This window comes from Lacinutrix jangbogonensis (assembly GCF_000797445.1).
Classification (GTDB): domain Bacteria; phylum Bacteroidota; class Bacteroidia; order Flavobacteriales; family Flavobacteriaceae; genus Lacinutrix; species Lacinutrix jangbogonensis.
This window is the reverse complement of record NZ_JSWF01000035.1, coordinates 211454-224866: the sequence shown is the minus strand read 5'-3', so window position 1 is coordinate 224866 and position 13413 is coordinate 211454. Positions and strand designations below refer to the sequence as shown.

The window sequence follows — 13413 nt, the reverse complement described above, 5'->3', positions numbered from 1 at the left end:
GCATTTGGAATAACAAATATAAAATTTTTACTTTCGTTACTATGAAACGAGCTTGCTAAAAATTCTATTACCCTTGATAATGATTAATAGCGAACTGCATGTGGTCATAAAAAACACAATAAATATAAACACATGAAATTATTGAGATACCTATTATTTCCTATCGTTCCCATTTATTTTTTAATAACATGGTTGCGTAACAAGTTGTACGATTTGGGGCTAAAGAAATCAAAAGCTTATCCGTTTCCAGTAATTTGTGTTGGTAATATAAGTACTGGTGGAACAGGAAAAACACCAATGGTTGAGTATTTAATAAGACTGTTGAAACAAGATTACAATTTAGCAACTTTAAGCAGAGGTTACGGCAGAAAAACTAAAGGTTTTGTATTGGCTTCTGCGGACTCTTCGGCTGAAAAAATAGGCGATGAACCGTTCCAGTTTTACAATAAATTTAAAGATTCTGTTACAGTTGTTGTTGATGAAAACAGACAAAATGGAATTTCTATGCTAAGAAATATTAAAACGCAGCCTAATTTAATTATTTTGGATGATGCTTTTCAGCATAGAAAAGTAGCAGCTAAACTTAATATTTTACTCACTACGTATTCTAATTTATATAGTAGTGATTTTGTATTACCAACAGGTAATTTACGTGAGCCAAAACAAGGTGCTAATCGCGCACAGATAATAGTGGTTACTAAATGTCCAATTGATTTAGCAACAGATAAAAAGAAAGTAATTGAAGGTAGGTTGAAACCTGAAACGCATCAAAAAGTGTTTTTTAGCAGTATTAGCTATGCTAGTGAGGTAATAGGGAAACAAGATGAAATCGCTATAAATAAGCTATTGCAATTTACACTTGTTACAGGGATTGCAAATGCTGAACCTTTGGTACGTTTTTTAAGAAATGAAGGCCTTGTTTTTAATCATTTAGAATATAGCGATCACCATAATTTTTCTAAAAAAGATATTGAAACTATATCTAAAAGCAACTTAATTATTACAACAGAAAAAGATTATGTAAGATTAATTAGTGAAGGAAGTTTAACTAGTAAACTCTATTATTTACCAATTAAAATAGTGTTCGATAAGCAGGAAGAATTTGATGAATTAGTAAAAAGTAAAATTAAAGATTAAGCAGTTTTTTTAAATTTAAAGCATCGAACAATTTCTTTTCGAAATCCTCTTTTTTAAATGGCTTACTAATAATATCTGTAAAACCAGCTTCGTCAAATTCCTCCATTTTATCCCCAATGGCTACAGCAGTAAGCGCAAAAATGGGAAGCTCTTTATTAAATGTCCTAATAATTTTTGTGGCTACAAGACCACTTATTCCTGGCATGTGAATATCCATTAAAACAATATCGTATTTAGTAGATTTTACTTTTTCAACCGCATCTTCACCATTCTCAACCACTTCGCTTTTAAGCTTCATTTTAGTTAAAATTTTCTGAGTAATCATTTGATTGATTTTGTTGTCTTCAACTATAAGTATTTTAATTTCACTTAATGCATCTTCGTTAATATCTTTAAAGCAACTAATTTCCTCTTTTTCTATTACTTCGTCCGTAAATTCAAGTTGTAGCTCGAAGAAGAACAATGAGCCTCTACCAAGCTCGCTTTTAAGGTAGATTTTGCCTTTTAAAACATCTATTAAACCACTTACTATAGAGAGTCCAAGTCCTGTTCCTCCGTATTTTCTATTAATTTGAATAGAACCTTGAGAAAAACTTTCGAACATATGTTCTTGCTTTTCTTTGCTTATACCTATACCATTATCTTGAACCTCAAAACGGAGGTTATAAAGCTTGTTATTGTTGGTTATTTTTTGAACACGAACCCAAATATCTCCATCTTTAGTAAACTTAATAGAGTTACCAATGAGGTTAATTAATATTTGAGATATTTTAAGTTGATCTGAATTATAATTATGTGGTAAATTTTTGTCAAATTCTAAATGAATTTTAGTGTTATTTCCTGCGGCAGAATTGTTTAAAGAAGAGATAATATTAGCTATTTTCTTTTCTAAATTAAACACTTCCTTTTCAATTATGGATTTGCTAGCTTCAATTTTATTAATTTGAAGGATATTATTAATAAAGGTTAAAAGGTAATCGCCAGAAAATTTTAAAGACTTTAGATGCTTCGTTTGTTCTGGTTTATGGTCTTCGTCCAAGAGTATATTTGTTAAACCATTAATTGCATATAGAGGTGTTCGTAATTCGTGAGTTACTGTAGATAGAAAGTTTGCTTTTGTTTTTGAAGCTAACTCAGCTTTTTCTTTACTTATTATTAGTTCGCTATTCTTTTTGTGTAAAAGGTTGTTAGATTTTAGTCTAATATTATTGTTTTTATAAAGCGATAATGTTAGTAATGACAGTATGGTAATTAATAAAACACTCAAGATTGTAGTTAATTGATTAAGAGTATTTGAGCCGGTTTCATCTTCTAAGTCTGCTGTGCTTTGTTTTTGGTGATTTATTTGCTTTGCGACTAAAAAAGCATTTCTTTTTTCTAGTGATACTAGTAATCTTCTAGCCTTTAGTAAAGAATCGGATAGTTTTAAATGTGCTCTTAAATAGGTGTTTGCAAGTTGGTAATTATCATCTGCTTCTTGTAAATTGCTTAATGTTAAATAGCTGGTATTTAATACGCTGAATATTTTATTTTCTTTAGCAATAGTCATTCCTTCATTAGCGTTTTTTATTGCTAACTCTAGTGTTCCATTCTTGGCTTGTGCTTCTCCCAAAAGGGTTAGGCTAGTACTTAGTAATTTGTTAATTTTGAATCGTTTAGATAAAGAAACGGCCTTGTTAAATGTGCTTTCAGCATTTTTGTAATCTTTTAAAGCGAAGTATGCTTGCCCCTTTTTTAAAACAGATTCTGTTTCATCGTAGGTTAGTTTTTTTTGTTAAATAACGTTTCTGCTGCGTTGTAATTATCTAAAGCCTTTTTAGGTGTTTTAGTTTTCATATACACATCACCAAGTGTTTTATAGGTTTCGGCAATGTTTGTATTATCTTGAGCTAAACGTTGAAATTCTAATGCTTTAATTAGTGTTTTAATTGCTAGGTTCGACTCTTCTAGGAAGTATTGAGTTTTCCCAAGTTTAGAATATACGAGACCTAAGCTTTTTTCATTGTTGAGTATTTTTGCGTTTACAAGTATTTTTTCTAAACTGTCTTTTGCTTCGAAATAGTTAAAAATCTCAATGTTTTCTTGTGCATAAGAAAGATCTTTATTCACTTTATCTAGAAGCGCATCACGTTCTATTTGTGTAAGTTGTTGAGCAAATGAAATTACTCCACAAAATATAAAGAATACATAAAGTGTTTTACGAAATTGTAACATTATTGTAGATAGGTCTAGAGACAAATATAATTATTTGTCCGATAAAAGTTTATGTGTTCTCGACAAATTGACAATTAAATCAATAATACGATTTGAGTATCCAGTTTCATTATCATACCAACCAATAATTTTCACCATGTTACCAATTACAGAGGTCATTTGAGAGTCGAAGATACAAGAATGTGGGTTTCCAACGATATCAATAGATACTATCGGATCTTCGGTATATTCCAAAATACCTTTGTATTTGTTTTCTGAAGCGTTTTTAAAAGCGGTATTAATAGCTTGTATTGATATTGCTTTTTTTACATTAAAAGTGATATCTGTAAGCGAGCCGTTGGCTACAGGAACACGAATGCCACAACCACCAATAACATTTGCTAATTCTGGAAAAATTTTGGTTAAAGCCTTAGCAGCTCCAGTTGTGGTTGGTACTATGGATTGTCCTGCGGCACGAGCACGACGTAAATCGCGATGTGGCTGGTCGTGTAAACTTTGGTCTGTAGTATAAGAGTGTATTGTTGTAATATAAGCTTGATTAATGCCGCAAAGTTTGTTAATAATAGCAATCATTGGCGCTGCATTATTTGTGGTACACGACGCGTTAGAAATTATTGTTTCAGTACCATCTAAAGTGTCTTCGTTGGTTCCTATAACAATGGTTTTAATCGCATCGTCTATTGGTGGCACACTTAAAATAACACGTTTTCCACCATTTTTTAAATGAAATTCTAAAGCTTCAGACGTTTTAAATTTTCCAGTAGCTTCTATAACAAAGTCTGGATTAAAAGGTTTCCAATTTATATTTTTAGGATGGGTTTCGTTAAAAAGAGGTATTTCAATTTTATTAACTATAATACTATTTTCATCATGGGATATTTCACCTTTAAATACGCCATGAATACTGTCGTATTTTAGTAAATGACTTAATGTTCTAGCATCTGCTAAATCATTAATCGCTACAATTTTTATGTTTTTGTGTTCTTGTATTAGCCTAAAGACACGACGACCAATGCGCCCAAAACCGTTTATAGCAACTGTAAGCATTTAATTTATATGCTTTTGAGCCTTGTAAGATGAGCGCACTAATGCACTACTTTCTACATGACGAAAACCTAAACCTAGGCCAATCTCCTCAAACTCTTTAAACTGGTCTGGAGTAATAAATTCTTTAACAGGTAAATGTTTCTTACTCGGCTGAAGGTATTGGCCAATAGTAACAACATCTACATCGTTAGCACGTAAATCGTGCAAAGTTTCTATCACCTCTTCACGAGTTTCACCTAAACCTAGCATAATACCAGATTTTGTTCTACGTTGTCCTTGTTGTTTTAAATATTTTAAAACACCTAAACTACGTTCATATTTTGCTTGAATTCTAACTTCTCGCGTTAAACGTTTTACTGTTTCAATATTGTGCGAGACCACTTCTGGTGCAACATCTATAATGCGATCAATATGTTTTTCTATTCCTTGAAAATCTGGAATTAGTGTTTCTAATGTGGTTTCTGGATTCATTCTACGAACCGCTTTTACTGTTTCAGACCACATAATACTCCCCATGTCTTTTAAATCGTCTCGATCAACACTTGTAAGTACTGCATGTTTAATTTGCATGATTTTTATTGAGCGCGACACTTTTTCTGGTTCGTCCCAATCTACAGTTTCTGGTCTTCCTGTTTTTACGCCACAAAAACCACAAGAACGCGTGCAAACATTTCCTAAAATCATGAAAGTAGCTGTGCCTTCTCCCCAACATTCTCCCATATTTGGACAACTTCCAGAAGCACAAATTGTATTTAATTTGTATTTGTCTACTAAACCACGAAGTTCTGTGTATTTTTTTCCAGTAGGCAATTTAACACGTAACCATTTTGGTTTTGGTTGTCTTACTTTTGTTGTTATCGTTGAAGGAGTTTCTGTAGTCATAGATTTTTCTTTCGAGCTACAAAGATACGAAGTATTCTATAAAATAGTTAAATACCAAACACTAAACCCAATTAGAAAAATAATACCTAATATACTAAGTAAATGTAACGGTTTAGAGGGTCTCCAATTCTCTGGAGTATGCTTGCTACTTATTAAAATATAATTAATAATGGCATAAAAAGGTGCTGTAATAAACGATAGTATTGTTGCTATTTTTATAAGTAGTCCCATTTCTGAAGCAAAGACAAAGAATATAAAAATGGTACCTAAAGCTAAAAGTAAAATCCAGAATGTGTAACCAAATTTCTTTTTTTTGTTTGTGAGTAGCTCAATGGTTTTATTCATAGCTCTTGGAGAAGCATCCAGCGCAGTAAGTGTTGTGCTAAACATAGTTGTAAATGCTGCAATACCAATAATAACATAAGACCAATGACCTAAACTACTAGCATACATTGTTATTAACTGATTTGAAAACACTCCAGCCTTATCACTAAAATTTTTACCAGTATTAAACATTACTAATGCCCCTAGAAGTAAGAAGCCTATCCCAAGAAAAATGGCAGTAATATAGCCAATATTGAAATCTAAAAGTGATGCTTTAGGCGTGATATCTATATCGCTTTTTTTCTTTTCAACTGTCCAGAGCGAATGCCAGACCGAAATATCTAAAGGAGCAGGCATCCAACCCATAAAAGCAATTAAGAAGCTAATTTCTATACTACCTTTAGGTAGCACTTGAACTATAGATAAAGTGTTGGGTGTTTTAGAAAAGGCTAATACTACCGCTAGTATTGTGCTAATGGTTAGTGTTACAATTATAATTTTCATTAATCGGTCTAAAAGCTTGTATTTACCAAAAAACAGAATGGAACCACATATAAATAGAATAATTATTGTCCATATTTTAATTGAAATGAAATCTCCAAATAAAGAAGACGCTAATCCTGCGGTTACAATGGTTACAGCTGTTTGAATGGTAAACATAGTAGCAAATGTGAGTGCGAAATAGGCAACCAATACGCCTTTACCTAATTTGTTATAACCTTCTAAAAGGCTTTCTCCAGTTGCGGAAGCATAGCGTGGGCCAAATTGGAAAAAAGGATATTTAAAAATATTAACTAAAATTAAAGCCCAAAGAAGACCTAAGCCGAAATCGGCTCCAGCTCTAGTAGATTGCACTAAATGAGAGACTCCAATTGCTGCACCTGCAAATAATAAACCTGGACCAAGTTTTTTTAGTGAAAGCATTACTCGTCTTTTTTACATTTAACAACTACAGTTTTTGCCACAAGATCGCCTAGTCGTTTATTTTGTTTATCATTATAAGCTATAATTAGTCCAACTAAAAAAACATAATCAAGTAAGCCAATAAAAAATCTGGCAAATGATTGCCCTAAAGAAATACTTTCAGAATCATCTGTTAAAATTTCTATATTAAAAAACCACTTCCCAATCGATTTACCAGTTAAGCCTTCGCTAATTGGCCATATAACAAATGAACAAGCGAACATTGCCAAAGCAGGTAACCCTTCCAAATGGAAACCGGCGCTTTCTGTTGGTTTTCCATAAAAATAACCAATGGACATTCCAATGAGCCAAAAAACTAAGAAATTAATTAAAAACGCAAATATTCTAATTCTTATTCTAGCAATTTCAAATCCCTTTGATGTTGTTTTAGTCATTTCTTACAATTACCTTTTTATAATTTCAGCCAATAACTTTTTTGCGCGAAGTAATTTTACTTTTATATTATTCATGGGTTCGTTAAGCTCTAGGCTAATTTCAGTATAGCTTAATTCTTGAAAATAACGCAAATTAATTACATCTTGATAATGTGGTTTTAGCATCTTAATGTCACGAAGTAATTTTGCTAGATTTTGTTCCGTAATTAGCTTGTCTTCAGGTGAAGGAGAGTCGTCTAAAACACGATAGATTTTATCGTCTTCATGATCTATTATTTTTGAGTTAATAGAGCTTTTTTCTTTGCGTTGTAAATCTATTTGAATATTTTTGGAAATGGTAATTAGCCATGTTTTAAAGGCGTATTTTTCATCGTACTGATCTATTTTATCAAAAGCTTTAGAGAAGGTTTGTATGGTGATGTCTTCGGCATCATATTCGTTGGTAACCCGTTTTAGCTGAAACCCATAAACATAATCCCAGAATTCATCCAGTAAAAAATTGAATGCTTTTTGATTGTTTTTTTTTGCGTTTGCTATTGCTTCTTCTATTTCCAATGCTTAGGTTTTGAGATAAGATTTGTGATAAATATAGTTAATTGGAAGCCAATTAAAAACAGTTCGAGAAACGGCAGTACATATAGTACATCAATTTCATTTAATTTTTTTGCTGAAAAACCAATCGTTAAATATTGAATAATCAGTCTGAAAGTAACAATACAAATAACAAATTGCCAATTATAAAAGAAGCTTAATAATAGTATTGAAAGCACCCAAAACAAAACTTGCGATATATAAAATATGGCTAATAATACTTTGTGTTTAAATTGGTATCTGTTAGCAGTAGAAACATGACGTCGTTTTTGACGAAACCAACTATTAAAAGTGGTTTTAGGATTAGATGTTGTAAAACTCTCTTTGGTAAAACAAATTGTTGTGTTTTTAGAATTTGCGGCTTCGTTTATAAATAAATCGTCGTCACCAGATCGAACATCTATATGGTTTATAAAACCATTGGTTTTATAAAACTCTTCTCTGTAGTATGCTAAATTTCGACCGACACCCATAAAAGGCATGCCTGATTTTGCAAAAGAAAAATATTGAATGGCAGTTAATAATGTTTCGTAACGTATTAACTTATTAAGGAACGAGTTTTTAATTTTATGGTAGGCTCCATAACCTAACACTATCGTTTTTTCGTTTGTGAAATTGAAACTCATTTCGGTAACCCAATTTTTAGAAATAGGTTTGCAATCGGCATCTGTAAATAGTAAATGATTATATTTTGCTGCCTTTATACCTAGTGTTAGTGCATATTTTTTATTGGCCCAAAAAGCTTCATTATTTTTAACATTAACAACTTTTATGTTGTTATGCTTTTCTGCAAACACTTCCATAATTTCTAAAGTGCCATCTGTTGAAGCATCATTAATTAATACAACTTCAAATTTGGAATATTTTTGATTGAGTATTGAGGGCAGGAATTGTTTTATATTTTTTGCTTCATTTTTAGCACAAATGATTACAGATATTGGAAGATTTTTTGATGGTTTGTTTTTTGCTTTTTTAAAAGCAAAACGACCAAAAAGTACACCGTAAAAAAGAACTTGAATACAGACTACAACCACCAAGCTGTAGAAAATTATATCAAGTAAAATCATAAAATGTTACGAGTGTTGTGGTTCGTTACAGTTATCGAACTGGTCTGAGGTTTTTCCGCAGAAACCACAAGCATCACCATCTTTATTAAACATCGGGTTTTGGCTCGCGCAAGTTCCAGCAAATTTACCGTCTTTTTTTGCCCAAATCTTAATGGCAATTCCAGCGACTGCAATGCCTAATAATGCTAATGTAAGTAGTAAGAGTTTCACGCTAATTTGTGTTTTAAATATAAAGTGTAAAGATAATAGTTTTATCTCATTTTATTGTAAGATGTAGAATTGCTTTTTTTAACTACGATTTTTGCGTTTAATCGTATTTTTTTAAATTGTTGAAGAATATTTATTGTAAAAAGCACTGAATGTAATAAATTGAAGTTCTTAACTTTAAATTAATTATAATTATGAAAAAATTATTAGCAGAATTTATTGGTACTTTTTGGTTAGTACTAGGTGGATGTGGTAGTGCAGTATTAGCTGCAGGTGTTGCAGATGTGGGAATAGGACTTGTAGGCGTCTCTTTAGCCTTTGGTCTTACTGTTCTTACAGGTGCTTATGCATTAGGACATATTTCGGGTGGTCATTTTAATCCAGCAGTGTCCATTGGGTTATTTATGGGTGGACGTTTTGATGGTAAAGATTTACCTGGATATATTGGAGCCCAAGTTGTTGGTGGCGCAGTTGGTGCAGGAGTTTTATATTTAATTGTAAGTAGTTCTGCCGATTTTACTGGTGTTGGCTCTAGCCCGGGTGCTTTTGCAACTAATTTTTATGACGCGAATGTATATGGTGTAAACTTTGGTTTAGTAGGTGCATTAGTTACAGAAATTGTAATGACATTTATGTTTTTAATTGTTATTCTTGGTGCAACGCATAAAAATGCTTCTCCAGGTTTTGGTGGTATGGCTATTGGATTAGCATTAACACTAATCCATTTAATAAGTATTCCTGTTACAAACACATCTGTTAACCCAGCAAGAAGTACAGCGGTTGCAATATTTGCAGGAGCAGATGCTATGGGACAGTTGTGGTTGTTTTGGGTAGCTCCAATAGTTGGTGCTGTTTTAGCTGGAATTGTATATAAAATTATGGCTCCAAATAAGGATTAAATTTAGGTGTATTATAAAAATAAAGAGCCTCGTAAATTTACGAGGCTCTTTTATATTATAGATTTATATAAAATATTAATCTTCAATTTTTAATTCTATTTCCGCAACAGGAGTATCTCGATTGTTATTAGGTTTAACGCCTTTTTCTTCTATAGTAATGCTTAAACCTAACGCGTCTTTAGTGTATGGGATTTGTTGTAAGCGTCTATCTCGGATACTTAAAATACCCAAATTAACTTGTTTGTCTTGTAACTCTGCCCAAATTTGATATTCTTGATTTTCAGGTAAAATTGGTAGAGACACGACATCGATCATGGATGTTTTTTCTTTAGAGTTTATATATGCTACAGTTTTTAAATTTTTAGCACGAAGGTTTCCATTTAGAATATATTTTTCGGTTTCAGGATTGTTTAGCTGAGAAAATTGTTCGGCTAGGGCATTAAGTTTTGAATTGTTTTGGTCTATATCGCTTCTTAGATCGTATAGTTCATCTACAATAACTTGATTTTCATTTACTAAATCTTGATTTTGAAAATAAAAATATACAGAACTACCAGCGAAAACTAATGCTGCGATACTTGCTGCAATCCCGAAATTAAATGATGATTTTTTTTGCTTTTCATTTAAAATAATTACAGGTTTTTCGTCTAAAGATTCTAATATATTGCCAAGCAAATGTGTAGGTGCTTCTTCGGCATTAGCGAAGGCTACTAATTCTAATTTATTTTGAAGTGTATTGTAGGCTTCTTTAATTTCTGGAAAGGTATTTATATAACTTTCTACCTCAATGCTTTCTTGAGTATTAGTTTGACCCGTTAGATATCTTTCTAACAAATCAGATTTTAAAAATGTGTCTTTATTATTACTCATCACATTATAATTAAGGGTTGTAGATTTTTTTCAATTCGCGCAATCCTATTTTTAATCTAGATTTAATTGTTCCTAACGGAATATTTAGTTCTTCGCTTGCTTCTTGTTGGGTCATGCCTTCAAAATAGAGCGCATTTATAACTACCTGATATTTTAATTCTAAACTACTTAAGTGCTTTTGTATGTCTAAAGTGTCTTGATTTAAACTCTTGGTCGTTAATTTATATACGTTGGAATCTCCAATTCGGATTTCTTTTTTAGTCTTATTATTTTGAGATCGGATTTTATCTATTGCAGAGTTATAAAAAATACGATATAACCAAGTAAATAATTTCGCTTTAGAAGGATCGTAAGTCTTCCCTTTTTTCCAAACTTTTATAAAACTTTCTTGAAGAACGTCTTGCGCGATATCATTATCTGAAATCACTTTTTTAACAACGCTTAAAAGCGCGCCAGAATAGTGCTCATATAAGAGTGAAATGGCTTTTTTGTCACCGTTTTTTAATAAAGTTATTATGTCTTGTTCAATGGAAGTACTCAAACTTTGTTAGTGTCTTTTATTAGTTAGTTTAACTTTGCGATTGCAAAGTTATTGTTTAAAGAATATTTACTTCGGCTTCTATCCAGATATTAAAGATACGATAAATTGTTTTTTGTATTAATTTTGAAAGTGCAAGGATGTCTTCGCCTTTGGCGCCACCATAATTAACTAAAACAAGTGCTTGCTTTTTATGTACACCATAATTACCAAAGGTTTTACCTTTAAAACCAGCGGTTTCAATTAGCCAGCCAGCTGGAACTTTTACTTTATTATCTGAAACAGGATAGCTTGGTGCTTCAGGAAAACTTAGTTTCAACGCTTCGAATACTTTAGAAGGAACAACTGGGTTTTTAAAAAAACTACCACTATTTCCAATCTTTTTTGGGTCTGGAAGTTTGCTTTGCCTTATTGCGATTATTGCGTTAGACACATCTTTAATTGTTGGATTGCTTATTTGCATAACTTCTAATTGCGAAGTAATAGCGCCATAATTAGTCTGTAACTGATGTTTCTTCTTAGTAAGTTTAAAATCAACACTTGTAATAATGTATTTGCCTTTAGCTTCATTTTTAAAGATTGAATTTCTGTAACCAAAATTACAATCTTCATTTTTAAAAACTTCAATTTCTAAAGTGTTAAGATTTAGTGCTTCACAAGACACAAAACTATCTTTTAATTCTACGCCATAGGCTCCAATATTCTGAATAGGAGAGGTACCAACATTTCCTGGAATGAGAGACATGTTTTCTAAGCCGCCAAAGTTTTTATCTAAACACCAAAGCACAAATTCGTGCCAGTTTTCTCCAGCATTCGCTTTAATAAATGCATGATCTGCAACTTCATTAATTACAGAAGTTCCTTTTAAATTTATATGAATAACGAGCGCTTCTACATTTTTAGTTAAAAGCATGTTGCTGCCTCCACCAAGCATCAGTTTATTTGGGTAGTCTTCAAGCTTTAAAACTGAAGTTAATTCGGTTAAAGTATTCACCGAAATAAAATGCTTTGCATTTACATCAAGATCAAAAGTATTGTATTTTTTTAATGATATGTTGTGTTGAATGTGCACTATTCTTTATATACTTTTAATGCTTCTTTTATTATATTTACTGCTTTTACTAAGCTCTCTTTGTTGAGTACGTATGCAATTCTAATTTGATTTAACCCAACACCAGGTGTAGAATAAAATCCTGCAGCTGGCGCAACCATTACTGTTTCTCCATCCACATCAAATTCTTCTAAAAGCCATTGTGCAAAAGCATCACTGTTTTTAATTGGTAATTCTGCAATGCAATAAAAAGCGCCTTTAGGATTGGCAACTTTTACACCTTCAACTTTATTTAATTCAGCAATTAAAGTGTTTCTTCTTTCTACATATTCTTCAATAACATCATCAAAATAACTTTGAGGAGTATCTAATGCAGCTTCACTAGCAATTTGTGCTAATGTTGGCGGACTCAATCTTGCTTGAGCAAACTTTAATGCGGTTTGAATAACTTGTTTGTTTTTAGAAACTAAACATCCAATTCTTGCGCCACACATGCTATAACGTTTAGAAACAGAATCGATTACGATTGCATAATCGTCTAATCCTTCTTCCTGTAAAATAGAATAGTGTTTTGCGCCATCGTAAGCAAACTCTCTATAAACTTCGTCTGCTATTAAAAATAAATCGTGTTTTTTTACAATGTCTGCTAGTTTTCTAATTTCTTCTTTAGAATAAAGATATCCTGTTGGGTTTCCAGGATTACAAATTAAAATACCTTTGGTTTTTGGTGTTATTAGTTTCTCGAATTCTTCTATTGGCGGTAATGCAAAATTATTCTCAATTTTCGAAATTACAGGAACTACTTTTACTCCAGATGCTATTGAGAATCCGTTGTAGTTAGCGTAAAAAGGTTCTGGAATAATAATTTCATCATCTACATCCATAATGCTTCCAAAGGCAAATAAAAGTGCTTCACTTCCGCCAGTAGTTACAATAATATCGTCATGTTTTACATGGATATCATTTTTTGCATAGTAGTTTCCTATTTTATGCCTGTAAGCTTCAGAGCCTTCAGATCTTGTGTAGGCTAAAATATCTAAGCCATGCATTTTTACAGCATCTAAAGCTATTTGTGGTGTTTTAATATCTGGTTGCCCAATATTTAAGTGGTATACTGTTTTTCCTTGTTTGTATGCTTTTTCAGCAAATGGAACAAGTTTTCTTATTGGAGACTGAGGCATTGATTGCCCTTTTTTAGAGATCGATGGCATAGAATTAATTTTATAAA

General features: G+C 31.9%; 15 protein-coding genes. 2 read left to right on the top strand and 13 right to left on the bottom strand.

Going from position 1 to position 13413, the window contains the following annotated elements:
- Positions 1-132: 132 nt before the first annotated feature.
- A complete protein-coding gene (gene lpxK / locus RH82_RS15335; RefSeq protein WP_034062048.1) occupies positions 133-1137 on the top strand; it encodes a tetraacyldisaccharide 4'-kinase in 1005 nt (334 codons plus the stop codon).
- Here lpxK and RH82_RS15330 read toward each other — a convergent pair.
- The 9 genes from RH82_RS15330 to RH82_RS15290 all read right to left on the bottom strand — a co-directional run bounded on the left by RH82_RS15330 (position 1127) and on the right by RH82_RS15290 (position 8830).
- Positions 1127-2749: an ATP-binding protein gene (locus RH82_RS15330; protein ID WP_241148085.1), complete on the bottom strand. Its 1623-nt coding sequence runs from the start codon at positions 2747-2749 to the stop codon at positions 1127-1129. The genes lpxK and RH82_RS15330 overlap by 11 nt on opposite strands.
- Before the next feature lie 149 nt (positions 2750-2898).
- Entirely contained in the window at positions 2899-3351 is a 453-nt protein-coding gene (locus RH82_RS18960; protein WP_034062046.1) for a tetratricopeptide repeat protein, read from the bottom strand.
- 30 nt (positions 3352-3381) lie between these two features.
- Positions 3382-4398, bottom strand: a complete 1017-nt coding sequence (gene gap / locus RH82_RS15320; RefSeq protein WP_034062044.1) for a type I glyceraldehyde-3-phosphate dehydrogenase — start codon at positions 4396-4398, stop codon at positions 3382-3384.
- Complete coding sequence (gene lipA / locus RH82_RS15315; RefSeq protein WP_034062042.1) at positions 4399-5280, bottom strand: lipoyl synthase; 882 nt, start codon at positions 5278-5280, stop codon at positions 4399-4401.
- A 36-nt stretch (positions 5281-5316) separates the two neighbouring features.
- On the bottom strand, positions 5317-6528 hold the full coding sequence (locus RH82_RS15310) for an Nramp family divalent metal transporter (protein ID WP_034062040.1): 1212 nt from the start codon (positions 6526-6528) through the stop codon (positions 5317-5319).
- Positions 6528-6962, bottom strand: coding sequence for an RDD family protein (locus RH82_RS15305; RefSeq protein WP_034062038.1), 435 nt, complete (start codon positions 6960-6962; stop codon positions 6528-6530). The genes RH82_RS15310 and RH82_RS15305 overlap by 1 nt, the downstream gene beginning before the upstream one ends.
- A gap of 9 nt (positions 6963-6971) precedes the next feature.
- Positions 6972-7517, bottom strand: coding sequence for an RNA polymerase sigma factor (locus tag RH82_RS15300; protein WP_034062035.1), 546 nt, complete (start codon positions 7515-7517; stop codon positions 6972-6974).
- Entirely contained in the window at positions 7508-8620 is a 1113-nt protein-coding gene (locus tag RH82_RS15295; protein ID WP_034062034.1) for a glycosyltransferase, read from the bottom strand. Before RH82_RS15295 ends, RH82_RS15300 begins: the two co-directional genes overlap by 10 nt.
- Before the next feature lie 6 nt (positions 8621-8626).
- Positions 8627-8830: a hypothetical protein gene (locus RH82_RS15290; RefSeq protein WP_034062033.1), complete on the bottom strand. Its 204-nt coding sequence runs from the start codon at positions 8828-8830 to the stop codon at positions 8627-8629.
- Positions 8831-9021: 191 nt separating this feature from the next.
- Here RH82_RS15290 and aqpZ point away from each other — a divergent pair, with 191 nt between their 5' ends.
- Positions 9022-9726, top strand: a complete 705-nt coding sequence (gene aqpZ / locus RH82_RS15285; RefSeq protein WP_034062031.1) for an aquaporin Z — start codon at positions 9022-9024, stop codon at positions 9724-9726.
- A 75-nt stretch (positions 9727-9801) separates the two neighbouring features.
- Here aqpZ and RH82_RS15280 read toward each other — a convergent pair whose 3' ends face one another.
- The 4 genes from RH82_RS15280 to RH82_RS15265 are packed head-to-tail and all read right to left on the bottom strand — an operon-like array spanning position 9802 to position 13396.
- On the bottom strand, positions 9802-10596 hold the full coding sequence (locus RH82_RS15280) for an anti-sigma factor domain-containing protein (protein WP_034062029.1): 795 nt from the start codon (positions 10594-10596) through the stop codon (positions 9802-9804).
- A gap of 10 nt (positions 10597-10606) precedes the next feature.
- A complete protein-coding gene (locus RH82_RS15275; RefSeq protein WP_034062027.1) occupies positions 10607-11137 on the bottom strand; it encodes an RNA polymerase sigma factor in 531 nt (176 codons plus the stop codon).
- Positions 11138-11192: 55 nt separating this feature from the next.
- Positions 11193-12206 carry a UDP-N-acetylmuramate dehydrogenase gene (murB, locus tag RH82_RS15270; RefSeq protein WP_034062025.1) on the bottom strand — a complete coding sequence of 338 codons (1014 nt, stop codon included), beginning with the start codon at positions 12204-12206 and terminating at the stop codon, positions 11193-11195.
- The gene (locus RH82_RS15265) at positions 12206-13396 is read right to left on the bottom strand and encodes a pyridoxal phosphate-dependent aminotransferase (RefSeq protein WP_034062024.1); all 1191 of its coding nucleotides are present in this window, start codon (positions 13394-13396) and stop codon (positions 12206-12208) included. The genes murB and RH82_RS15265 overlap by 1 nt, the downstream gene beginning before the upstream one ends.
- Between the last annotated feature and the right edge of the window lie 17 nt (positions 13397-13413).